A 21,491-nucleotide genomic window follows, 5' to 3' on the forward strand; every position below is an offset into this window, starting at 1 on the left:
TTTACGGCCTCGCGCGGCTAATGTTTAGAGCTTCCTCAGCACAATGGCGATGGTGTTGAGGTATTCGAGTGCGCCGGCTTCAACGGCAGCGCGGTCGCCTACTGCGTACTCGTTGTCGCAGGCGAGCCAGTCTTTCCATGCTTCATCCGTGCAGAGCATAGGCTGCATCGAGACAATCTCGACGCCGGGGGTCGGCTCGACCATGGCGCGCCACCAGGCTATGTCGTGCATATAGTCGAGCTGCTCGGGTGTCCAGGACTTGAGCAGGCAAACGGGCAGGTTGTCGTGGCAGTCGTAAACCATGCCGGGGATGCTTAAGTAGAGCATCCCCGGCATGGTTTACGTAGGGGAGTAGGCGCTCACCCAGATAGTGTGGGTCACGGCCGTAGTAGTTGTACGAGTCGATACTTACGACCGCATCAAAATAGTCGTGCTCAAACGGCAGCCCCTGCGAGGCGTCTGCCTTAACAGGGTGAATCGTGTCGCGCGAGATACCGAGCGAATCGAAGAACGCACGGTTTTCGACGGGGTCGCTCCACAGATCGACAGCGTAGGTGTCAAACCCGTATTCGCGGGCGAGTAGGGCGCTGGTGATACCGGTGCCCGATCAAAGGTCGCAGACGCGGACGCCGCAGGGGATATGCACATCGCGAAGCAGCTCTTCGCAGAGCTTGAGGGGATTGGGGCCCATAATCTTAGAGCGTACGAGTGTCGCGCCGAAGCTAGTTGCTTTTGGGAAGGATTGAGATTCCTGGGTTTGCATTGTTCTTTCCTATCAGGTGCAAAAATGGCAGATGACGGAGGCGGAACGGCGCAACAAACCAAGGCCGTTGGACGGCCGTTTTCGTGGTTCTATGCGATTGACCGTTCCCTAAAGAACAATGACCAAAAAGACATCCCCTTGGATGACCGAGACTGAGCCGAGGCCCGTGACGTTTATATTGTAAAACGTCACGGGCGTGCCGGGATATGCCGTTTGTCACGGATTTGCGAGCGTCTAGATCTCGCTTGGCATCGGCGCTATTTCCAAATCGCGAGCGCGGCGGTGCCCAGGACGATGAAGGCGAGACCGATGGCGCTGCGCCGTGAGAGTTTTTCGTTGAATGCCAGGCGTGCAAATAGTACCGATACGACAATCGATAGTTTGTCGATCTGCACCACGACGCTCACCTGGCCTGTGGCGATGGCGTAGTAGCACAGCAGCCACGATGCGCCAGTCGCAATGCCCGATGCCGCGAGAAATACGAGTTCGTAGCGGTCTACGTGCACGGCTTGGTCCATCTTGCCTTTAGCTGCCACGATTGCCCATGCCATAACCAGTACCACACAGGTACGGATTGCCGTGGCCAGGTTGGACTCGACGCCTTCGATGCCAACCTTGGCAAGGATGGACGTGAGCGCCGCGAACACGGCGGCGCCGAGGGCGTAAGCGAGCCAGGTCCGGTCTTGCTGCCGCTCGGGTCCGGCAGACTGCTTCTTCTCGATCATTAAAAACGTACCGAGGGTGATGACAGCGGTTCCCACGAGCTTAACCGCAAGGTTGCTCGTCTCGCCAAAAAGCACGATGGCGATCAGTGCAGCGAGTACGGTACTCATCTTGTCGACCGGTACGACCTTATTGACGTCTCCGATGCCCAACGCCTTAAAGTAACAGATCCACGAAGCACCGGTAGCGAGTCCCGAGAGGACGAGAAAGAGCCAAGATCTGGGTTCGATGCTGCCGATGGTTCCAATGGATCCAGAAATGCCCGCCATTGCCCAGGCGAAAACGAGCACCACGCAGGTGCGAATGGCCGTCGCGACATCGGAGTCGGTCTGCTTGATGCCGCATTTGGCCAGGACTGATGTGACGCCGGCAAAGAAAGCCGACACAAATGCTGCTGCGACCCACGACACGGGTGAAATGCCTCCCCAAAGAACGACCGCGCCAGATTTACGGCGCTCGTCCGATGATACCGTCCCGCCATGAAGCTTTGATATCGCTGTGGTGAGACAGGGGCCATAGTTCGAGAGGGCATTTGGTTAAGGCTCGAATCGAAGGTGAATGGTTTTCCGCGAAGTGAACGAGTAAATCTGGACCCCTGGAACATGCACACTTTTTTCGAACAAAACTGCAGGATTCTTAGACAAAAACCGCAGGAATTGAGTCCTTAAAAATGTCGATGCTACAGGGCACTGTTTTTACTCGTTCACTTCTCGGAAAAGTATTCACCTTCGATATGCTGACGGTGTCTTTTTGGTTGCCAAGAACTAGACGGCCTGCTGTGAAGGGCGGTGGTGACGCTATGCCGCCTCGTTTCATTGAAAAAATATGCGGGGTACCACCTAAGCTTTTTTAGCCGTCGATTACAGATCGCGTACTCGATAAACCTTGGTGCTGACAGCGCAGCTGATTACACATAGTGCGAGCGCCAGTACTGCAGTTCCTGCGCACAGACAGCCAAGAACGGCGGGATCGGGATTCGCCCCGGCAATCGACATAAGCCAGTTGCTGATGGGGTTGGAGGAACTCAACGTGGCCATGGCAAGGCATCCGAGCAGGGCAAACAGGCCAACGGATAGGCGCAGCGCCTCCATGTGTCCAAATCGAAAGAACAGCGGCTGCGCCAAAAACACCATCATGAGGGAGATGAGCATCGATGCTGCCGAGGCGATTGCGATTTCAAAGACCGTCTGTCCCGTCGAAGGAATGCCCGCGCTGTTGAAGAGCGGGATGGCGACGATACTCAAAAGCGTGGCGGCGCACGTCATGACGGCCGAGAAGACAACGATGCTCAGGTAGCGTGCGCAGATGATGTCTTTGCGCGAGAGGGGCAGCGTTGCCCGATAACGCTCCCATCCGTTTTGATTGTCGAAGCCTGCCAGCGAGCTCATGACCATGATAGGCGACATGGCGCTGAGCGCGCAGGCGCCGGCACTCATGCCGGAGTCGCCATCTGACGTGTTGGCGAGGGTCAGCACAACGAATATGAACAGGCCGACGCCCGCTATGCTTGGGACAAGCGTGCGAACGATGGCGAGCTCGGACATAAAGGCGCGTTTCATTTCGAAGCCCCTTTCAGCGTGAGGCGTAGATAATCGTCAATGGTTGCCCGATCGCAGGGAATCTCGGGGAAGGCCTCGAGCGTTTCGCGACGGTTGGGCACGAGCACGTCCACGCTATAAGCGTGGTGGGCGGCACGGGCGCCTTCGACGCAAGCCATAAGCTCGGCGGCCTGCGCTTGGGTACAGTGGGCGATGCCGGCGCGGTCGGTAATGTCCTCGCGCGGCAGGTCAAACACAATCGAGCCGTTATCGATGCAAATGATGCGGTCGGCAGCGCGATCGAGGTCGGACGTAATGTGGCTCGAGAGCAGCACGCTGCGCTGGCCGTCGGCGACAAAGGCAAGCAGCTCATCGAGCAGCTCCTCGCGTGCCATGGGATCAAGACCCGCGGTGGCTTCGTCCAAAACGAGCAGCTTGGCCTTGTGACTGAGCGCACAGGCAAGCTGCAGCTTCATGCCCATGCCGCGGGAGAGGTCCTTGACCTTCGCCTTGGGATCCAAGCCAAATCGGTCGATGAGGTTGGCGAAGGTGTCGTGGCTCCAGGTGGGGTACGCCGGGCTTACGAGTGCCTCAACTTCGGTCACCTTGAGTGTGGAAGGGAAAGGACACGTGTCCAGCACGAGGCCGACACGAGTGCGCAAGCAGCGCTGCACTTCACCGGGTACGTCGGCGCCACAGCACTGCCCAAACAGGTGCATCTCGCCGGCATCGAGCTTTATAAGCCCGAGCGTGGCGCGAATGGTCGTTGTTTTGCCAGCACCGTTTGCGCCCACAAAGCCAACAATCTGGCCGGGCTCCACGGCAAGCGTGACATCGCGTAGTGAAAAACGGTCGCTTACAGCGCGTGAGATGCCTTTGAGTTCAAGCAAGTTTTGCATGGTATAGCCTTTCTTGCAGATGGCTACTGCATGGTTTCGGGGGCTACCAGGTCGAGCATTTCGTGCAGTTTGTCGCGCGTGACGCCCAAGGCTTCGGCTTGGCTCGCCGCTTTCGCAAGCAGGTCTTCGATATGGCATAGCTGGTTTTCGCGCAAGAGCTCCTGGTTGCCCTCGGCGACAAAACAGCCCTTGCCCTGCACGGTGCAGATAAACCCGAGTTGCTCTAGGTCGGCGTAGGCGCGCTTGGTGGTGATGACGCTCACACCCAGGTCGCTCGCGAGTGCACGGATGCTGGGGAGTTTGGCTCCCGCAGCGAGCGTGCCCGATAAGATCTGAGCTTTGACTTGCGAGGTTATCTGCTCGTAGATGGGCTTGTCGCTCGAATTGGATAGGATGATGTCCACAGCGGCTCCTTAGCTGTTGGGCTACACGTGTATATAACCGGTAAGCACAGTATATATACACTATGCACAGTTATGCAAGAGGTAAATAGGGATTGTCCGCTCGTTCATTCATCTCAATCTGTAACATCTGGAACCGATTTGGACGGCTGCCTGTTACAGATTGAGATTTTGCTGGTGGGCCCCACCTGTTTGTCTCAATCTGTAACAACTGGAGAAGTTTTTGGCTGCTAGATGTTACAGATCGAGATCTTTCTGGGACGCCCACCTGTTTGTCTAAATCTGTAACAGGTAGAGGTTCAAAAACCGTCTAGATGTTACAGATCGAGACAAACTGCTGCGGAGTGCCGTCATTGACTGCTACACAGGCCCCAACTGATGAATTTGTCCTGATAGGCGCCCTAGAGCGGAATTTCGCGGCTACAATAGTACGGCTACAACGACGTAATGCACTCAATGCAAGAAAGGATCCGCATGGCAAGCCTGTCGGATGAAATCTCGTCGCGCCGCACATTCGCGATCATCAGCCACCCGGATGCCGGTAAGACCACGCTTACCGAGAAGCTGCTGCTCTATACCGGCAGCATCCAGACCGCCGGCTCGGTCAAGGGCAAGAGCTCGGCCAAGCATGCCGTCTCGGACTGGATGGACATCGAGAAGGAGCGCGGCATTTCCGTCACCTCCTCGGTGCTGCAGTTCACTTACAACGGCGCCTGCGTCAACATCCTCGATACCCCCGGTCACCAGGACTTTTCGGAGGATACCTACCGTACCCTTATGGCCGCTGACGCCGCAGTCATGGTCATCGACGGCGCCAAGGGCGTCGAGGCCCAGACCAAGAAGCTCTTTAAGGTCTGTACGCTGCGCCACATTCCCATCTTCACCTTTGTGAACAAGCTCGACCACGAGGCTCGCGATCCGTTTGAGCTCATGGAAGAGATCGAGAATGTCCTGGGCATCAATACGTATCCCATGAACTGGCCGATTGGCAGCGGCCGCAATTTCCGCGGCGTGTTCGATCGTCAGACCCGTCGCGTCATTGCCTTTGAGGGCGACGGTCACGCCAACGCCACCAAGAAGGTCGCCGAGGTCGAGGCCGAGCTGGGCGATTCTTCCATGGATGAGCTCATCGGCGAGGAGAACCATAAGAACCTGATGGACGACATCGAGTTGCTCGATGGCGCCGGCGACGAGCTCGACTTGGATGCCGTGGCCTGCGGCAAGCTGAGCCCGGCGTTCTTTGGCTCGGCGCTTACCAACTTTGGCGTGGAACCCTTCCTTAAGGAGTTCCTGCGTCTGGCCCCGACGCCGCGTGCCTATACCGATACGCTTACCAGTGAACCGGTCGATCCCTGCCGCGACGACTTTAGCGGCTTTGTGTTTAAGATCCAGGCCAACATGGACAAGAACCACCGCGACCGCATCGCCTTTGTGCGCATTTGCTCGGGTAAGTTCGAGCGTGGCATGGATGCCTTCCACGTGCAGGGCAACCGCAAGCTCAAGCTTGCCACGGGCACGTCGATGATGGCCGACGACCGCGCTATCGTGGACGAGGCGTACGCGGGCGATATCGTGGGCCTGTTCGACCCGGGTATCTTTAGCGTCGGCGACACCGTGTGCTCCGGCAAGCGCCATGTGCAGTATCCGCAGATCCCGACGTTTGCCCCCGAGATGTTCGCTCGCATTACGCAGGTCGACACGCTCAAGCGCAAGCAGTTCGTCAAGGGCATGGAGGAGCTTGCCCAGGAGGGCGCCATCCAGATCTTCCGCGAGCTGGGTGCCGGCATGGAGAGCGTCATTGTGGGCGTGGTCGGCGTGCTACAGTTTGAGGTACTCGAGCGCCGCCTCAAGGCCGAGTACCGTGTTGAGGTTCGTCGCCAGCCGCTGCCCTATACGGACATTCGCTGGATCCAGAACGACCCCGACACCATCGATATCCCGGGCCTTTCGCTCACGCGCGACACGCTGCGCGTCGAGGACATGCGCGGTGGCAAGCTGTTGCTGTTTACGAGCCCGTGGAACGTGGATTGGGCAACCGACCACAACCCCGACCTTATCCTGTCGGAGTTTGGCAACGTAGTCTTTTAACGCATCGGCGCGGTGGCCCTGCGGGGCTGCCGCGCTGCCTGCTTGCCTGATGCCGCATGAGCGGCTATCATGCCCACCGTCGCCTCAAGACCGGGGCGTCCGAGCAGTTCGGGTCCGATATCCTGCTCGTTAAACCTAAAACCAAAGGAGTACATAATGATCAAGAAGGTCATGGAGGACTGCAAGGTCCTGTTGCGGAGCATTCCCGCGGCAACGGTTTCGCTGTTTTTCGTGAGCGTCATCATGATGAACCTGCTGGCCAACAAAGAGCTCATCAGCCTGCCGTATCTGGCACTCGATTGCGGCTTTGTGGTGAGCTGGGTCTCGTTTTTGTGCCAGGACATGATCTGCAAGCGCTTTGGCGCCAAGGCATCCATCAAAATCTCTATCCTCGCGCTGGCGGTCAACCTTGCCGTGAGCCTGTGCTTTTGGGCATGCTCGCTCACACCCGGTATGTGGGGCGCCTACTACGACACGGGCATGATCGAGGTCAACACCGCCCTTAACGCCACTATCGGCGGCACCTGGTACGTGGTGCTGGGCTCTTCGCTGGCAATGCTCGCTTCTGCCGTGGTTAACTCCACGCTCAACCAGTCGCTCGGCCGTATGCTCAAAAAGAATAACTTTGCGAGCTTCGCCTTCCGCTCCTATGTGTCCACGGGTGTTGGCCAGTTTATCGACAACCTGGTCTTTGCCATTGTGGTGAGCCACACGTTCTTTGGTTGGACCTGGGTACAGGTCCTTATGTGCTCGCTGACCGGCGCTGTTGCCGAGCTGCTGTGCGAGGTCTTCCTGAGCCCCGTGGGCTACAAGGTCGTGCGCGGCTGGGAGCGTGAGAATGTGGGCGCCGAGTACCTCAAGCGCCACGCAACCGCCTAAGGAGCAAGTATGCGGGTTTTGATTACGGGCGCTTCGGGCGGTATCGGAGCCGCGTGCGTGCAGCGCTTTTTGGACGAGGGCCACGAGGTAGTGGGCTTTGATCTGCTGCCGGCGGCGATCGAACACGAGCGCTACCGCCATCTGATTGTTGATGTCCGCGAGCCGGGCTCGTTTCCAGGCGACCTTGAACCCCAAGTGATCGTGAACGTTGCGGGTACGCAGGATTCGGTCGACGATATCGCCGCCAACCTGTGTGGCACCATCAACGTGACCGAGCGCTACGCTTTTGTGGGGGAGGGGCTTGTCGCCAAGCCGGCGCCCGCTATCAAATCCGTGGTCAATGTGGGGTCGGCGAGTGGGCATACGGGATCGGAGTTTCCCGCCTATGCTGCCAGCAAGGGCGGCGTTATCGCCTACACCAAGAACCTTGCAAACCGCCTGGCACCGCAGGCCATCGCCAACAGTGTGGACCCGGGTGGCGTTATCACGCCGCTCAACCGTTGCGTGATGGAAGACGAACACCTGTGGAACCAGATTATGGAGCTTACACCGCTTAAACGCTGGGCAACCGCCCAAGAGATCGCCGAGTGGATCTACTTTGTGGGCGTGACCAACCGGTTTATGACCGGGCAGAGCCTGCTCATTGATGGCGGCGAGGCCGGCCGCACACAATTTATTTGGCCCGAATAGGAAACGCGCCCGATGGAAAGCCGGCGGGCGCGTTTTTGATGTATCGATTTTTAGCCGAGACAAGTCCAGTTGACGGGGGTCGAGCCGTGCTGTTCGAGTAGCCGATTGGCTGCCGAGAAGGGTCGCGACCCCATAAAAGCGGGGAGTTCTGCCGTGGCACGGTTGGCCGAAAGCGGCGAGGGGTGCGTGGAGGCAAGGCAGAACTTGCCGGTTGTTTTGCCCGCGCCGATTGCGGCGAGCTTGCCCTCAACCATCTGCTGGGCAAAGCGGCCCCATGCCAAAAAGACTACCGGTTGGGGTAGCTGGCAGCAGCGTTCGATAACGTAGTCGGTGAGCGTACTCCAGCCCAGCTTGGCGTGTGAGTTCGCGGCATGCTCGCGCACGGTGAGCGTAGTGTTGAGGAGCAGGACGCCCTGTTGTGCCCATGGCGTCAGATCTCCCGTGGCGGGAATGGGACAACTCAGATCGGCTTTGAGTTCCTTATAGATATTGCGCAGGCTTGGCGGCAACTTGGTTTGCGTCGCGGGGACCGAGAACGATAACCCCATGGCCTGGTTGGGCCCGTGATAAGGATCTTGGCCCAAGATGACAACTTTGACCTGGTCGGCCGGCGTGTAGGCGAGGGCATTGAGGATGTCGTCTTGTGCCGGGTAGATGGTCTGCTCGGCACGCAAAAGGGCGATGCGCTCGAGCAGCTGGTTCGTAGTGTCACGTACCGGCTGCGGCGCATCGCCCAACCAAGTTGCTATGTTGCGGTTGCGAGTTGCGGTGTCCATGGAGCTCCTTTATGGCAAATGCTATGTTGGCATCTATTGTAAAGGCGCACCGGTTGCCTTTATGCCGCGGCTGCATGAAGAGCGGGGTCTACGAGACGTGCTCGATGCATTCGCGGTGCATGGCCTGTCGCCGCACGTGACGAGCGAGGTCACCGACGACTACACCATTATGGCGATGGTGGAGGAGGGTCTGGGCGTGAGCATGCTGTATCACCGCACCGTTGGGGGCATGCGGGCCGATATTCGCGTACGTCCCATCGTGCACGCCCCCTCGCGCGACGTAGTGGCAGCCTGGCGCAGCTGGGACACCATGCCTATCGCCACGAGGCACTTTATCGACTACATGAGCTCGCATATTGTCAATTAATGACTGGCGTGACGTTGAGCGTGGTGTTTAGCAGGCTGTCGCTTTGGCTTGGGTGGCGCGATAGGTGCGTGTCGGGTGGCAGAGTAGTACCGCCACGACCATAAAGAACGCCGTGGTGCCCAGGCTGATGGGGTAGACCATCATGATGTTCGCAAAGGTGCGGAAGTGCGGGAACACGCAGAATACCCAATAGAAGCGGATGCCGCAGACGCAGATCATGGTGATAAGGGCGGGTATGAGCGAGATACCAAAGCCGCGCAGGTAGCCGGACATGTTCTCGTAGAACATGCTAAAGGCATACGCAGGGAAGATCGAGCACACGCGGATATAGCCGATCGAGACGATGTTGGGATCGCTGTTGAACAACGACAAGATCTCGCGCCCCAGGCCGACAATGACAATAATCGTGGTGAGCGCGACGATACCGCCTTCGACCAGGCAGACCTTAAGGGTCTTGGTGCAGCGGTCGATCTGACGGGCACCGTGGTTTTGCCCCACAAAGGTGGTGCAAGCCTGGCTAAAGCTGTTGAGCAGGTTGTAGCACACGTACTCCAGGCTCATGGCGGCGCTCGAGGCCGCCATGACCTCGGTGCCCAGGCTGTTGATGGCGGACTGGATGATGATGTTGGCGACGGCAAAGACGGCGCTTTGGATGCCGGCGGGCAGGCCGATCTTGACGATGCGCTTGAGGGCGACGGGGTCGATAGCAAGGTCGCGCGGGGTGACGCGGACGACGGAGTCGGTCTTGAGCAGGCGGATAAAGAGTGTAGCGGCGCTGACGGTGTAGGCGATGACGGTGGCGATGGCGACACCCGCGACGCCCCAGTGGAGTACGGGGACAAAGATGAGGTCCAGGCCAATGTTGAGGACGGTGGACACGGCAAGCGCTTGCAGCGGCATGCGGGTGATGCCGACGGAGCGGAAGATCGCGGCCTCAAAGTTGTAGAGCAAGATCGAGGGCATGCTGAGCAAAAAGACGCGTAGATAGAGCGAAGCGAGCGGCATGGTTTCGGAGGGAACGTTGAGCGCGGCGAGCATGGGCTCGGCAAAGATCTCGCCCAGAGCGATGACGACAAAGCCCACGAGCGCCATTAAAATCGAGGTATGGACGGCGTGTTTGACCATATTCTGATCGTTGCGGCCGATAGCGTTGGCGATGACCACGTTGGAGCCAAGCGACATGCCAATAAACAGGTTGAGCATAAGGCTGGTAAGCGGAACATTGGAGCCGACTGCCGCCATGGCGAGGGTTCCCTGGTCGCCCGAGAAGTTACCGATAATGACCGTGGCGATGAGGTTTGACAGCTGCTCCAAGATGCTCGTGGCGGCCACGGGCAAGGCGAACAGGGGGATATTGCGCCACAGTGAGCCGGTGGTCATGTCGATGTGCTTAGATGCGGTATCAGCCATACGCTCTCAATCTCTAACGTGCTATTTCGTGCTTATTTGCGCAGACGATGATACTCCTAATCACCTAGTCATTGGGGGCGTTCTTAAACGACTAGTCATTCAAGAACGTCCCCAATGACTAGGTGGGGAAGGCGTGCGACAATGGTGTACGTTGTGTTGTTCGCGCTAAGGAGTTGCCATGTTGTTGTGTCCCGTTTGCCATGAGCCGTTGGTGGACGACGAGCGCGGTGCTGCATGCGCGGGCGGACACCGGTTTGACCGTGCGCGCGAGGGTTATCTATATCTGCTACGTTCGTCCAAGAGCGGCGACTCCATGGGCGATCCCAAGTCGCAGGCACGCAGCCGTCGTGACTTTTTGAACCGTGGCTACTATGCGCCGCTGCGCGATGCAATGGTCGAGCTGGTGCGCAAACGGGTTTCTGGGCGTGCTGCGTCTACAGGCGGTCCCATGACGCTGCTCGATATTTGCTGCGGCGATGGTTACTACACCAGCGCCATGGGCGCGGTGCCGGGCGTGGACGCTTATGGCTTTGACCTGGGCAAAGAAATGGTACGCCTGGCCGCCAAGCGCGGCGATGCGACCTATTTTGTGGCCAACATGAAAGACATCCCAGTGGCCGATGGCGCCTTCTATATGGTGACCGAGCTCTTTGCTCCCTTTAACGAGCGCGAGTTTGCCCGCGTGTTGGCGCCGGAGGGTTCGCTCTACACCGTGGTACCGGGTGCCCGTCATCTCTTTGGGCTCAAGGAGGTGCTCTACGACACGCCGTACCTCAACGACGAAAAGCTTCCGAAGACGATGGAGCTTAAACTGGTCGGCACACAGCGGGTGTCCGCGAATATTACGCTCCAGACCCAGGCCGACATCGAGGCGGTGTTCCAGATGACGCCGTACTACTACCGCACACGCCCTACCGACAAAGAGCGCCTGGCAAACCTGGACACCCTTAAAACTGACATCGACTTCATCATTGCCGAGTACCGCCACAGCTAACCAACCTGCCAAAAAGGGACAGGTTTATTTTGGCAGGTTTTATCTGGGCAAATGTAAAGGGCCGACCGCGTTACTGCGCGATGGCCCATGTTAGTTGCTTGGCTGCAGGGGTTATGAGAAGCGAGTGCCTACAGGCGGTCCTTGTTCTCGGCCTTAACGGCGCGCGCCTGCTGAACAAAGAACAGGTCGTAGACCACGATGACAAAGGCACCGATATTGACGGCGCTGCCGCCGAGTGCGGGAAGCGTGAGCACGGCCTGCGCAATCGTGGCGATGGCGGCAACGATGCCGAGCTTAAACGCGCTATCCACCTGCGAGGGCTTGTTGGCGCCCTTGATGCCCGCAACACCTGCGGAAAGATCGACAATGCCCTTGACGACAAGCACGACCGCGGCGAGCATGGCGTTCGACCCGTACGTGGAATCGAGGCTGCCCCTGGCGATACCGATGCCGGTGATGACGAGGCTGGCGATGCCCAAAACAAAGTAGATGAGGGCAAGGATTTTGAGAGTCTTGCGAGCGGAGCTCATGGCTGGTCCTTTCGATACGAGTACGCCGATCTGGCGTAGCCCATGTGTTGCACATATGGTGAAGCACATTGTAGTTCAACGCAGCGATGCGTGCGCCTGAAAGCGCTTTGAGCCCGCGCAGCCCAATCCGACCTTTCAAAAAGGAAAGCTGGACGTAAGCCAAATCGATGGCAGCTCATGTGCGGCGCTGCGATGATGAGACCGTAACAAGGAGCTGTTCTTAAGGAGGAGCCATGATGTACGGAGCAGGGCGAGTGCATGAGCCGCGGTCGTTGGGAAGGCGCATGGGTGATTCTGTGATCGCTGCCGTGTGCACGGGTTTGATGGCGGTGCTTTGCATTGGGATGCTGTGGGCCATGTCGCATGTGGGACAATAGCGGACGGTTGGGTGCTGGCATAAACGGCGCTCACGTATTCATTTTGCTTGTTAAGGAGTACCCATGGGCGTCGTCGATCCCTTTTCTGTTGCTCGGGCCGCGGGGCTTGAGCTGACCGGGAAGTCCGCGGGCCTCACGCTCACCGACGGCACGATGGAGTTGCGTGCCGATTTTGTCCGCATGCTGCCACGGCTCAAACAGGGCCGTCTGCAGCAAGAGCTGTTGGTAAAGGCTGCGCGCGCAAAAGGCGTCGAGTGCCCATGGGCGATTGATGCCACGGCAGGCTTTGGCGAGGATTCGCTGCTGCTGGCGGCTGCGGGCTTTACCGTCGATCTGTATGAGCAGGATTGCGTGATCGCGGCGCTCCTCAAGGATGCCTTGGATCGCGCGGCAGATGATCCGGCGCTTGCGACTGCCGTGGCCCGCATGCGCTTACATGCGGGCGAGGACAGCATTGCAGCCCTTCACCATATAACTGAGTTGATCGGGCAGGGCGAGCTCACCGCTCCCGACGTGGTGTATCTGGACCCCATGTTTCCCGAGCGCACAAAGAGCGCGGCGGTTAAAAAGAAGTTCCAACTCTTGCATCATCTGGAACAGCCGTGTGCCGATGAGGAGACGCTGGTCGAAGCTGCGCTTGCGGTGCACCCGCGCAAGGTCGTTATCAAGCGGCCGGTGAAGGGGCCGCTGCTTGCCGGCGTTAAGCCGAGCTATCAACTTGCGGGCAAGGCCGTTCGTTACGATGTTTTGGTGCCGCCGCGCCCGTAGCTTTCGTGCGATGGTTGGCGCTCCGTCAGTGCCGTGCCGATGCGGGGCCTATTTCCAAGGGTGCGACGTCAGGTGCCAGCCACCGCAGTATTCGCATTTGTAGCAGGCCAAACCACGCCGCCCGCGGTTTTCGCAGTCGGCCATAACGGCCTCGGCCTCGGCGCGTGTGCCGTAACGGTTTTTGCGCTCGCACGACTTGTAGCGCCAGGCTTCATCGCGCTCGGCGTCCAGGGCGTCGCGGCGCTCATCCTCGCGCGCAAACAGGTCGCTCATATCGCCGCCGGTGGCAGCGCCCAAAAACTCGCTTTTGGCCTTTGACCAGGCGGCTCGCTTTTTGCTTCCCATCTGCTTCTCGCCCCTCTTCAAACGCTGGTATCATTGCTCAATCAAAGTGATACCAATAAACGTGAGGTCGCTGCGTGATGATCAGAAAAACCCTCGATACCGACATTCCCGCCGTCATGGCTATCTATGACGCGGCCCGTGCCTTTATGCGCGCGCATGGCAACGCCACGCAGTGGCCCGAGGGCACGCCTTCTGCCGAGCAGCTGGCTGCCGATATCGCCGCCGGTGGTAGCTATGTGTGCGAAGTCGACGGCCGCGTGGTGGCGACGTTTGCCTTTTTATCGGGCCCGGACGAGTGCTATGACGTAATTGAGGACGGGCAATGGCGCAGCGACACTCCGTACGCCGTGCTGCACCGTGTGGCGTCCGACGGCACCGTGCACGGTATCGCGGCTGCGATGTTCGCCTTTGCCAAAGAGCGTGCCGACCATCTGCGTATCGATACGCATCGGGACAACCTGCCCATGCAGGGCGCGAGTATTAAAGCGGGGTTTGAGCGTGCCGGCGTTGTGTATGTGTCGGACGGCACGCCGCGTGTTGCGTTTGACTGGCTGCGCGAGGCATAAGAGCGGGGGCGCGTATCTACGCTCCATGTAAGCGAAAATGGCCCCGGGTGGGGCCATTTTTGATCTCTGCGCTGTTTTGCAAGGTGGTAGATGTCGCTCGCTGTCGGCTCTAAGGCACCTACGCTTGGGGCAGCTCGCTTCCGCAGTGGCAACACTTGGTCGCGCCTTCGTGCACCTCTTCCAGGCAATACGGACAGACGGGCGCCGGTGCGGCTTCCTCGGCGGTGGCACCGGCGAGCCTGTCGCCGATCTCCTGCGCCTTGTTGAATGCCTTGACGATGGCAAAGACGATTGCCGCCACAATCAAAAAATTGATGCACGAGCCGATAAAGGCGCCAAAGTCGATATTAGTGCCCGGCACCACCAGCCCCGAGATCTCGGTAGCGCTACCGCCGGCAATCACGGAGATAAGCGGGTTGATGATGTTATCGGTAAGTGAGGTCACGATGGCGGTGAATGCGCCGCCGATAATCACGCCGACGGCCATGTCCATCACGTTGCCGCGATTGATGAATTCCTTGAACTCGTTGAGCAATGTCTTCATGGTGACTCCTCGCTGTTGTGGGGTTCGCGTTGTTGCCGCCCCGGATGAGCCCGGGCAGGCAAAAAGGGGAGGTGCCGGCTTTCGCAAGGCGCGAACCTACGAAAATCGCCGCACGGCAACGCGGGGCGATGAGCTCGGTCGGGGGATAGGGCCCGCTTCGCCCGCCGGCCCGTAAATTGTATCATCCAGTGTGGAATGAGAGCGCCCGTTTCCGCGTGCGACGGGCTTGCAATAAGAGGAGAGCCATGTCGAAGCAAGCGGTCGTTGGAATCTTGGCGCATGTCGATGCTGGCAAGACCACGCTGGCCGAGGCCATGCTGTTCGATGCGGGTCGCATTCGTAAGCGCGGCCGCGTGGACGATGGCGATTCGCATCTGGACACTAACGCGATCGAGCGCGAGCGCGGCATTACGATTTTCTCGTCGCAGGCCGTGCTCGACCACGGTGATACCCGCGTCATGCTCGTGGATGCACCGGGGCATGTCGATTTTTCTGCCGAGGCGGAGCGCACGCTGCGCGCACTCGACTACGCGATTTTAGTTGTGGGCGCCAACGACGGCGTGCAGGGGCACACCGAAACCCTGTGGCGCCTGCTTGAACGCTATGACATTCCGACGTTCATCTATATCAACAAAATCGATTTGGAGAATCCCGGCCGCGATGTTTTGCTGGCACAACTTGGGCGGCGTCTTTCCGAAGGCTGCCTGGATGCCAACGAACTGCTGGAGGGCGGCGCCGTTCAGGAGGACGCTGCTGCGTTGGACGAGGCGGCGCTCGAGGAGTTTCTTGAGGCAGGTGAGCTTTCCGTCGCAACTCTGTCGCGCATGGTTGCCGAGCGCAAGCTCTTTCCCTGCTTTGCCGGCTCGGCGCTCAAGGACCAGGGCGTGAGCGAGCTGCTGGATGGCATATGCGTGCTGATGCGCGAACAGATATGGATTCCGGAGTTTGCCGCGCGCGTCTATCGTGTCAGCCGCGGGGATCGCGGCGAGCGCTTGGCATGGGTTAAAGTGACCGGCGGCACGCTGTGTGCAAAACAGATGATCAGCGGACGTTCCGGTGCCGAGGTATGGGAGCAGAAGGTCGATCAGGTGCGCATCTATAACGGCGAAAAGTATGAGCTTGCCCAAGAAGTTGCTGCTGGCGGTATTTGTGCCGTGACGGGTCTTGCGCACGTTCGCCCAGGGGACGCCTTGGGTGCGGAGCCCGTGTGTGATGCGCCCGTCATCGCTCCGGTCCTCACCTATACGGTGCTTCCGGGTGAACACGATGTCCATGCGGTGTTTAAAGCGCTGACTGAGTTGGCGGACGAAGACCCCATGCTCGGCGTAAGCTGGAATACTCATCTGGAGCAGATTCACCTGCAGCTGATGGGCGCCGTGCAACTCGAGGTCGTGCAGCGGGTGTTGGCCGATCGCTTTGGCCTTTCGATTTCGTTTGAGCCCGGCGGCATTCTCTATAAGGAGACCATTTCGCAGCCGGTCGAGGGCGTGGGCCACTTTGAGCCGCTGCGCCACTATGCCGAGGTGCATCTGCGCCTAGAGCCGTTGCCGGCGGGTTCGGGCGTGCAGTTTGGCACCGTGACTTCGACCGACGAGCTCGATCTTAACTGGCAACGCCTGGCGCTCACCAACGCCATGGAGCGCGATCACCTGGGCGTGCTGACCGGCTCGCCCATTACCGATGTGCGCATTACACTCACGGGCGGTCGCGCGCATGCCAAACACACCGAGGGCGGCGACTTTCGCCAGGCCACGTACCGCGCGATTCGCCAGGGGCTCATGCAGGCGCGTGAGGCCGGCGCGGCGGTGCTGTTGGAGCCGTGGTATCGCTTTGAGCTCGAGGTGCCGGGGGAGTGTGTGGGCAGGGCGTTGTCAGACGCCACGCGCATGGGTGCCGAGTACGAGCCGCCGACGATGGCGGGCGAACGGGCAAAGCTTGTGGGTCGCGTGCCGGCATCTGAGGTGCAGGATTATGCGCTGGAGGTGGCCGCCTACACGAGCGGTCGCGGGCATCTGTACCTGGAGTTTGCCGGTTATGCGGCATGCCATGATGCCGAGCGCGTCATCGAGACTGTCGCCTATGAGCCCGAGGCCGATCTACCCAACACGCCCGACTCGGTCTTTTGCTCTCACGGCGCTGGCTACACTGTCAAGTGGTACGACGTCCCCGAGGCAGCCCACGTAAAGGTCGATCCTGCCACCTTCCGCCCCTGGCGAGCGGCGGACGTCGAGTTTTCCGCCATAGGTGATAGAGGGTCAGTCTCTTTGTCGCATCCTGTTGGTATAACTCGGTATAAGTTGGTATAACTGTTACCAGGGTTTGCCAATCCGAGGAGGCCGACATGAATCCAAATCCCTTTAAGCCCACGGCTGGCAAGCGGCCTCCGATACTCATCGGCCGCGAGTCGGTCACCGAAGATTTCGAGGAAGGGCTCGATAACGGCGCCGGAGCGCCGGGCAGGCTCATGCTCATTACGGGAAACCGCGGCTGTGGCAAAACAGTTCTCTTGCGGGAGCTGCAGCGTTTAGCTAGCGAGCGCGGATGGGCGGTTGTCTCCGATTCCGCCTCGCTTGGCCTATGCGACCGCTTGGCCGACGCGCTTCGCTCGAATAAACCCGTTGTGACGTCAATGGAGTTCGGGCCGTCGTTTGGCCGAATGTCGGTCGAGGCGGCGCGGGCAAAAGGCGAGACGTTGCGCGGGTTAGTCAACGAACGCCTCGAGAAACTCGGGCCGGGAAAGGGCTTACTGTTTGCGATTGACGAGGCCCAATCGGCATCTATCGAGGAGCTGGCGGCGCTGGCCGTTCTCTATCAGCAGGTGCTCGGAGACCAGGATGCTACGGGCTTGCCCGATAGCGACCAGCGCGGTCTTGCGCTGGTTTTTGCCGGCTTGCCCAGCATGGTTGATGACTTGCTCGAAGAGCCGAGCGTAACGTTTTTGCGCCGCGCCCAGCAGCGTACGCTGGGGGCGATTTCTTTGCCCAAAGTGCGCGATTCATATATCCAGACGGTCAAAGGCACTGGTCTTTGCGTTGATGCGGAGACGGCGGACCTTGCGGCGCGCAAGAGCATGGGGCATCCCTATATGGTTCAGCTGGTGGGATATTACATGTGGAGGTCTGCTGTCCGGCGTGACTCGCGGGTCATTGAAGTGTGCGATGTCGAGGCTGGCTACGCCGATGCCATCTCCGAGTTCTATGAAGCAGTGGACGCTCCCTTGTATTACGGGTTGCGCAGTCCGCAGCGCCTCTTTATTGAGGCCATGGCGGCTGATGGGGGCAAGCCGACGCGCATGGCTGACATCATTGGGCGCTGCGACCGCACCCAAAGCTGGGCGAGTAAATATCGCGCAAGCCTGATTCGCGAGCGCGTCATCGAGGCTGCCGGATACGGCCTCGTCCGGTTTACCGTGCCCATGCTGGGCGAGTACATCCGCGACCGCGTTTTATGGCATGAGTAGGGTGATAAAGGTGACGGAACAGAAGATGAGCCCGCAGGCTATAGAGGTACGTGGCGCGCGTGTGCACAACCTCAAGGACATCGATATCGATATTCCGCTGGGAAAGCTCGTGGGTATTGCTGGCGTATCGGGTTCGGGCAAGAGTTCGCTGGCACTGGGCGTTCTTTACGCCGAGGGCTCGCGTCGCTACCTGGAGGCGCTTAGCACCTATACCCGCCGTCGTCTGACGCAGGCCGAACATGCCCAGGTAGACGAGGTGCTGCACGTACCGGCGGCGCTCGCATTGCATCAGCGTCCCAGCGTGCCGGGTGTGCGCTCGACCTTTGGTACCATGACCGAGCTCAACAATAGCCTGCGTCTGCTCTTTAGCCGTTGCGCCCATCACGTGTGCCCGCATTGCGGGACGCGCGTGGAGCCGAGCCTTAACGTGGCCGCGGGCCTGTCGCTCACGTGCCCCGAGTGCGGCTGTGAGTTCTACGCGCCGGGTGCCGAGGACCTTGCCTTTAACAGCGGCGGCGCGTGCCCTACCTGCGGCGGCACCGGTGTCATGCGCGAGGTAGACGAGGCGAGCCTGGTGCCCGATGAGTCAAAGACCATCAACGAAGGCGCGGTGCTTCCCTGGGGCACGCTCATGTGGGACCTGATGAAGCAGGTGGCAGGCGAGATGGGCGTGCGCACCGACGTGCCGTTTAACCAGCTCACGCCTCAAGAGCGCGACATTGTGTTCCACGGTCCAGCGGTTAAGAAGCACATTCTCTACGTTCCCAAAAACGGCGAGGGTGCCACGCCGCTCGACTTCACCTATTACAACGCCGTCTATACCGTTGAGAACGCGCTCGCCAAGGTTAAGGACGACAAGGGCTTAAAACGCGTGGCGCGCTTTTTGCGCGAGGGGCCATGTCGTGACTGTGGCGGCACGCGTCTCTCTGAGACCGCCCGCCAGCCCCAGGTGCGCGGTATCAATCTGGCGCAGGCCGCGGCCATGACGCTGGGCGAGGCGATTGAGTGGGTGCACGGGGTGCCCGTATCCTTGCCGGCCGAGATGCGGCCCATGGCGATGGATATCTGCGATTCGTTTTTGAGCGCGGCCCGTCGCCTGGTCGATCTGGGTCTCGACTACCTTTCGCTCGATCGCGCCGGCGCCACGCTCTCCACGGGCGAGCGTCAGCGCGTGCAGCTCGCCCGCGTGGTGCGCAACCGATCGACGGGCGTGCTCTATGTGTTGGACGAGCCTTCAATCGGCTTGCATCCTGCCAATGTCGACGGCTTAGTGGGCGTGATGCGCGATCTGGTGGATGACGGCAACACCGTGGTTGTTGTCGACCACGATACACGTGTGCTGGTGGAAGCCGACTATCTGGTCGAGATGGGCCCCGTTGCCGGAGCAGGCGGCGGTAATGTGATTGCCGCTGGCACGGTGGACGAGGTCGAACAATCGCAGGGCAGCCGCATCGCCCCGTTTTTGCGCGCAGACCCCAAGCGTATGCGTCCGCAGGTGACTGACGAGGAAATGTTCGATCAGGGCCACATCCGCATGGCAACCGATGCCATCCATACCGTCAAACCGCTCGAAGTCGATATACCGCGCGGTCGCCTTGTCGCGGTGACGGGCGTTTCGGGTTCGGGTAAGACGACGTTGGTGCTCGAGACACTCATCCCGGCGCTTAAGGCCCAGGCAGCTGGCGAGCGCCTGCCAAGCCATGTGCGCTGGGTCGACGCCGAGGGTATCGCACGCGCAAACCTGATTGACGCTACACCTATCGGCGCCAACGTGCGCTCGACGGTAGCGACATATGCCGGCATCCATGATGAGTTGCGTCGTGCCTTCGCCCGTACGCCCGAGGCCAAGGCAGCCGGCTACAAGGCGGGTGCCTTTAGCTACAACACCGGTGCCTTGCGCTGCCCTACGTGCGATGGCACAGGCTCGATATCGCTCGACGTGCAGTTTTTGCCCGATGTCGAGATCACCTGCCCGGCATGTCGCGGCTCACGTTATGCAGACACGGCGTCGCATATCCATCGCGAGGGCAAGGACGGGAGCAAGCTTGCGTTGCCGCAGCTCATGTCCATGAGCGTGGACGAGGCTCTCGACGCCACGGTGGGGCTCAAGAAGGTTCAGGCGCGCTTGCTGACCTTGCACGACCTGGGCTTGGGCTATCTTACACTCGGTGAGCCCACGCCGGCGCTTTCGGGCGGCGAGGCGCAGCGTTTAAAGCTTGCGAGCGAGATGGGCCGCGTGCAGGACGATGCCGTATTCGTATTCGACGAGCCCACGATCGGCCTGCATCCGCTCGATGTTCAGGTGCTGCTGAACGTGTTTGACGGCCTCGTCGCCAAGGGCGCCACGGTTATCGTGATCGAGCACGATCTCGACCTTATCCGCAATGCCGATTATGTGATCGACATGGGGCCGGGCGGTGGCGATGCGGGCGGGCAAGTCGTCTGCGCCGGCACGCCGGGGGACATCGCGGCCTGCTCCAAGAGCATTACCGGCCGCAATCTATAGGCAAAGCGACAAAGGGGCAGCCCTTTGTCGCTTTGATGCCAAAACCAATTTCTCAAGGGTTAGAGGGTTTGAAAATCTACCATTTCTACCCCGTCTCCAAATGGCAGGTTTGCTACATGCCAGCAAAACCTGTTTGGCGCAAGGCCTCGTAGAGGACGATGGCGGCGCTGTTGGAGAGGTTGAGTGCGCTGATGCGGTAGTCGTCCGGATTGACGAAGTTGCCGCAGATATCCTGCCGAAGGATGGCCTCATGGCCGCCCTCGGTATGTCCGAGCGATTCCTCGTGGGCTTCCCAGGCCTCGGCGTTGTCGAGTGAGTCACAATCGCGCAGCATGGGGATGCGCTCGCAGCGCTCGGGCGCTGCGGCGAGCAGCCCTTCGGGAATCCCCGAGCTTTCGCTGCCAAAGACCAAATAGTCGCCGTCACGGTAAGTGCTTTGCGCATAGGTTCGGCGTGCCTTTTTGGTCAGCAGATGCAAGCGGTCGTCGGCGGGGGAGAGGTCATTGCGCACAAGGAAATCCTCCCAGCTGGCATAAGTCGTCACGTCCAAGTTTTGCCAGTAGCCCAGGCCGGCGCGACGCACCGTTTTGTCGTCGAGCGAAAAGCCCAGTGGCTCCACCAGATGCAGGCGGGCGCCGGTGACCACGCAGGTACGGCCGATATTACCCGTATTAGCCGGAATCTCGGGCGCATACAGTACGATATTGAACATGAATCTCCTTGGCATAGAACGAAAAACCACCACGAAGGGGCAGTTGAACTGCCTCCCATTTCTTGGACATCGGGAAATGGGAGGTTTTCCATGAGTATAGACCTCAGGGTGAAGCACGACCTGGAGTCCAGGAGGCGGGCCGTCGAGCTCTTCGA

At 59.7% G+C, this 21,491-nt stretch carries 22 protein-coding genes and 1 pseudogene; 10 read left to right on the forward strand and 13 right to left on the reverse strand.

All coding sequences use genetic code 11. The annotated features are described in order from the left end of the window. Positions 1 to 24: 24 nt before the first annotated feature. From ACTQXO_RS01620 to ACTQXO_RS01650, 7 genes and pseudogenes are all read right to left on the reverse strand, one after another. Complete coding sequence (locus ACTQXO_RS01620; protein ID WP_441032543.1) at positions 25 to 336, reverse strand: hypothetical protein; 312 nt, start codon at positions 334 to 336, stop codon at positions 25 to 27. A gap of 52 nt (positions 337 to 388) precedes the next feature. After that, positions 389 to 595: pseudogene (locus ACTQXO_RS01625) on the reverse strand (class I SAM-dependent methyltransferase); the annotation flags it as partial. Between the two features lie 12 nt (positions 596 to 607). Further along, positions 608 to 763, reverse strand: a complete 156-nt coding sequence (locus ACTQXO_RS01630) for a hypothetical protein (protein WP_441545380.1) — start codon at positions 761 to 763, stop codon at positions 608 to 610. Between the two features lie 257 nt (positions 764 to 1,020). Then, a complete protein-coding gene (locus ACTQXO_RS01635) occupies positions 1,021 to 1,896 on the reverse strand; it encodes an EamA family transporter (protein WP_441032540.1) in 876 nt (291 codons plus the stop codon). Between the two features lie 450 nt (positions 1,897 to 2,346). Further along, positions 2,347 to 3,045, reverse strand: a complete 699-nt coding sequence (locus ACTQXO_RS01640) for an ABC-2 transporter permease (RefSeq protein WP_441032537.1) — start codon at positions 3,043 to 3,045, stop codon at positions 2,347 to 2,349. Further along, a complete protein-coding gene (locus ACTQXO_RS01645) occupies positions 3,042 to 3,923 on the reverse strand; it encodes an ABC transporter ATP-binding protein (RefSeq protein ID WP_441032534.1) in 882 nt (293 codons plus the stop codon). The genes ACTQXO_RS01640 and ACTQXO_RS01645 overlap by 4 nt, the downstream gene beginning before the upstream one ends. Before the next feature lie 23 nt (positions 3,924 to 3,946). After that, a complete protein-coding gene (locus tag ACTQXO_RS01650) occupies positions 3,947 to 4,327 on the reverse strand; it encodes a GntR family transcriptional regulator (RefSeq protein ID WP_370450620.1) in 381 nt (126 codons plus the stop codon). A gap of 471 nt (positions 4,328 to 4,798) precedes the next feature. Here ACTQXO_RS01650 and ACTQXO_RS01655 point away from each other — a divergent pair, with 471 nt between their 5' ends. The 3 genes from ACTQXO_RS01655 (at position 4,799) to ACTQXO_RS01665 (ending at position 7,981) form a co-directional block, all read left to right on the forward strand. After that, on the forward strand, positions 4,799 to 6,412 hold the full coding sequence (locus tag ACTQXO_RS01655; protein WP_427719358.1) for a peptide chain release factor 3: 1,614 nt from the start codon (positions 4,799 to 4,801) through the stop codon (positions 6,410 to 6,412). A 156-nt stretch (positions 6,413 to 6,568) separates the two neighbouring features. Beyond that, on the forward strand, positions 6,569 to 7,291 hold the full coding sequence (locus ACTQXO_RS01660; RefSeq protein WP_441032531.1) for a VUT family protein: 723 nt from the start codon (positions 6,569 to 6,571) through the stop codon (positions 7,289 to 7,291). A 9-nt stretch (positions 7,292 to 7,300) separates the two neighbouring features. Next, positions 7,301 to 7,981, forward strand: a complete 681-nt coding sequence (locus ACTQXO_RS01665; protein WP_441032528.1) for an SDR family NAD(P)-dependent oxidoreductase — start codon at positions 7,301 to 7,303, stop codon at positions 7,979 to 7,981. A 50-nt stretch (positions 7,982 to 8,031) separates the two neighbouring features. On the opposite strand, the gene ACTQXO_RS01670 is transcribed toward ACTQXO_RS01665, so the two are convergent. Then, on the reverse strand, positions 8,032 to 8,757 hold the full coding sequence (locus tag ACTQXO_RS01670) for a uracil-DNA glycosylase (protein ID WP_441032525.1): 726 nt from the start codon (positions 8,755 to 8,757) through the stop codon (positions 8,032 to 8,034). A 61-nt stretch (positions 8,758 to 8,818) separates the two neighbouring features. Between ACTQXO_RS01670 and ACTQXO_RS01675 the strand changes: the two genes are divergently transcribed. Then, positions 8,819 to 9,124, forward strand: a complete 306-nt coding sequence (locus ACTQXO_RS01675) for a LysR family transcriptional regulator substrate-binding protein (RefSeq protein ID WP_441545381.1) — start codon at positions 8,819 to 8,821, stop codon at positions 9,122 to 9,124. 27 nt (positions 9,125 to 9,151) lie between these two features. On the opposite strand, the gene ACTQXO_RS01680 is transcribed toward ACTQXO_RS01675, so the two are convergent. Next, positions 9,152 to 10,534, reverse strand: coding sequence for an MATE family efflux transporter (locus ACTQXO_RS01680; protein ID WP_441032521.1), 1,383 nt, complete (start codon positions 10,532 to 10,534; stop codon positions 9,152 to 9,154). Positions 10,535 to 10,712: 178 nt separating this feature from the next. On the opposite strand from ACTQXO_RS01680, the gene ACTQXO_RS01685 reads away from it, so the two are divergent. Next, on the forward strand, positions 10,713 to 11,528 hold the full coding sequence (locus tag ACTQXO_RS01685; RefSeq protein ID WP_441032518.1) for a putative RNA methyltransferase: 816 nt from the start codon (positions 10,713 to 10,715) through the stop codon (positions 11,526 to 11,528). A gap of 128 nt (positions 11,529 to 11,656) precedes the next feature. Here ACTQXO_RS01685 and ACTQXO_RS01690 read toward each other — a convergent pair whose 3' ends face one another. Then, positions 11,657 to 12,058: a hypothetical protein gene (locus ACTQXO_RS01690; RefSeq protein WP_441032515.1), complete on the reverse strand. Its 402-nt coding sequence runs from the start codon at positions 12,056 to 12,058 to the stop codon at positions 11,657 to 11,659. 440 nt (positions 12,059 to 12,498) lie between these two features. On the opposite strand from ACTQXO_RS01690, the gene ACTQXO_RS01695 reads away from it, so the two are divergent. Continuing rightward, the gene (locus ACTQXO_RS01695) at positions 12,499 to 13,203 is read left to right on the forward strand and encodes a class I SAM-dependent methyltransferase (protein ID WP_441032513.1); all 705 of its coding nucleotides are present in this window, start codon (positions 12,499 to 12,501) and stop codon (positions 13,201 to 13,203) included. Between the two features lie 48 nt (positions 13,204 to 13,251). Here the strand turns inward: ACTQXO_RS01695 and ACTQXO_RS01700 are convergent, their stop codons facing one another. Next, on the reverse strand, positions 13,252 to 13,548 hold the full coding sequence (locus tag ACTQXO_RS01700; RefSeq protein ID WP_441032510.1) for a hypothetical protein: 297 nt from the start codon (positions 13,546 to 13,548) through the stop codon (positions 13,252 to 13,254). Positions 13,549 to 13,625: 77 nt separating this feature from the next. Between ACTQXO_RS01700 and ACTQXO_RS01705 the strand changes: the two genes are divergently transcribed. Further along, positions 13,626 to 14,114, forward strand: coding sequence for an N-acetyltransferase (locus tag ACTQXO_RS01705; RefSeq protein WP_427794259.1), 489 nt, complete (start codon positions 13,626 to 13,628; stop codon positions 14,112 to 14,114). 118 nt (positions 14,115 to 14,232) lie between these two features. Here ACTQXO_RS01705 and mscL read toward each other — a convergent pair whose 3' ends face one another. Continuing rightward, positions 14,233 to 14,658, reverse strand: a complete 426-nt coding sequence (gene mscL / locus ACTQXO_RS01710; RefSeq protein WP_441032507.1) for a large conductance mechanosensitive channel protein MscL — start codon at positions 14,656 to 14,658, stop codon at positions 14,233 to 14,235. Positions 14,659 to 14,903: 245 nt separating this feature from the next. On the opposite strand from mscL, the gene ACTQXO_RS01715 reads away from it, so the two are divergent. Genes ACTQXO_RS01715 through ACTQXO_RS01725 form a run of 3 tightly spaced genes read left to right on the forward strand, consistent with a single transcriptional unit; the run spans position 14,904 to position 20,624 of the window. Next, a complete protein-coding gene (locus ACTQXO_RS01715; protein ID WP_441032505.1) occupies positions 14,904 to 16,964 on the forward strand; it encodes a GTP-binding protein in 2,061 nt (686 codons plus the stop codon). Between the two features lie 35 nt (positions 16,965 to 16,999). Next, complete coding sequence (locus ACTQXO_RS01720) at positions 17,000 to 18,118, forward strand: AAA family ATPase (protein WP_441032503.1); 1,119 nt, start codon at positions 17,000 to 17,002, stop codon at positions 18,116 to 18,118. Next, the gene (locus ACTQXO_RS01725; RefSeq protein WP_441032501.1) at positions 18,111 to 20,624 is read left to right on the forward strand and encodes an excinuclease ABC subunit UvrA; all 2,514 of its coding nucleotides are present in this window, start codon (positions 18,111 to 18,113) and stop codon (positions 20,622 to 20,624) included. The genes ACTQXO_RS01720 and ACTQXO_RS01725 overlap by 8 nt, the downstream gene beginning before the upstream one ends. A gap of 112 nt (positions 20,625 to 20,736) precedes the next feature. On the opposite strand, the gene ACTQXO_RS01730 is transcribed toward ACTQXO_RS01725, so the two are convergent. Next, the gene (locus ACTQXO_RS01730) at positions 20,737 to 21,336 is read right to left on the reverse strand and encodes a tRNA (cytidine(34)-2'-O)-methyltransferase (protein ID WP_441038873.1); all 600 of its coding nucleotides are present in this window, start codon (positions 21,334 to 21,336) and stop codon (positions 20,737 to 20,739) included. Positions 21,337 to 21,491 lie beyond the last annotated feature (155 nt).

It is taken from the genome of Collinsella sp. LCP19S3_D5 (genome assembly GCF_052121415.1).
Lineage (GTDB): Bacteria > Actinomycetota > Coriobacteriia > Coriobacteriales > Coriobacteriaceae > Collinsella.

Bases quoted from the DNA above. Each gene is read 5' to 3' on its own strand.
- ACTQXO_RS01620 (WP_441032543.1), bottom strand. From the start codon at position 336: ATGCCGGGGATGCTCTACTTAAGCATCCCCGGCATGGTTTACGACTGC.
- ACTQXO_RS01630 (WP_441545380.1), bottom strand. From the start codon at position 763: ATGCAAACCCAGGAATCTCAATCCTTCCCAAAAGCAACTAGCTTCGGC.
- ACTQXO_RS01640 (WP_441032537.1), bottom strand. From the start codon at position 3,045: ATGAAACGCGCCTTTATGTCCGAGCTCGCCATCGTTCGCACGCTTGTC.
- ACTQXO_RS01645 (WP_441032534.1), bottom strand. From the start codon at position 3,923: ATGCAAAACTTGCTTGAACTCAAAGGCATCTCACGCGCTGTAAGCGAC.
- ACTQXO_RS01655 (WP_427719358.1), top strand. From the start codon at position 4,799: ATGGCAAGCCTGTCGGATGAAATCTCGTCGCGCCGCACATTCGCGATC.
- ACTQXO_RS01660 (WP_441032531.1), top strand. From the start codon at position 6,569: ATGATCAAGAAGGTCATGGAGGACTGCAAGGTCCTGTTGCGGAGCATT.
- ACTQXO_RS01665 (WP_441032528.1), top strand. From the start codon at position 7,301: ATGCGGGTTTTGATTACGGGCGCTTCGGGCGGTATCGGAGCCGCGTGC.
- ACTQXO_RS01670 (WP_441032525.1), bottom strand. From the start codon at position 8,757: ATGGACACCGCAACTCGCAACCGCAACATAGCAACTTGGTTGGGCGAT.
- ACTQXO_RS01675 (WP_441545381.1), top strand. From the start codon at position 8,819: ATGCCGCGGCTGCATGAAGAGCGGGGTCTACGAGACGTGCTCGATGCA.
- ACTQXO_RS01680 (WP_441032521.1), bottom strand. From the start codon at position 10,534: ATGGCTGATACCGCATCTAAGCACATCGACATGACCACCGGCTCACTG.
- ACTQXO_RS01685 (WP_441032518.1), top strand. From the start codon at position 10,713: ATGTTGTTGTGTCCCGTTTGCCATGAGCCGTTGGTGGACGACGAGCGC.
- ACTQXO_RS01690 (WP_441032515.1), bottom strand. From the start codon at position 12,058: ATGAGCTCCGCTCGCAAGACTCTCAAAATCCTTGCCCTCATCTACTTT.
- ACTQXO_RS01695 (WP_441032513.1), top strand. From the start codon at position 12,499: ATGGGCGTCGTCGATCCCTTTTCTGTTGCTCGGGCCGCGGGGCTTGAG.
- ACTQXO_RS01700 (WP_441032510.1), bottom strand. From the start codon at position 13,548: ATGGGAAGCAAAAAGCGAGCCGCCTGGTCAAAGGCCAAAAGCGAGTTT.
- ACTQXO_RS01705 (WP_427794259.1), top strand. From the start codon at position 13,626: ATGATCAGAAAAACCCTCGATACCGACATTCCCGCCGTCATGGCTATC.
- mscL (WP_441032507.1), bottom strand. From the start codon at position 14,658: ATGAAGACATTGCTCAACGAGTTCAAGGAATTCATCAATCGCGGCAAC.
- ACTQXO_RS01715 (WP_441032505.1), top strand. From the start codon at position 14,904: ATGTCGAAGCAAGCGGTCGTTGGAATCTTGGCGCATGTCGATGCTGGC.
- ACTQXO_RS01720 (WP_441032503.1), top strand. From the start codon at position 17,000: ATGAATCCAAATCCCTTTAAGCCCACGGCTGGCAAGCGGCCTCCGATA.
- ACTQXO_RS01725 (WP_441032501.1), top strand. From the start codon at position 18,111: ATGAGTAGGGTGATAAAGGTGACGGAACAGAAGATGAGCCCGCAGGCT.
- ACTQXO_RS01730 (WP_441038873.1), bottom strand. From the start codon at position 21,336: ATGTTCAATATCGTACTGTATGCGCCCGAGATTCCGGCTAATACGGGT.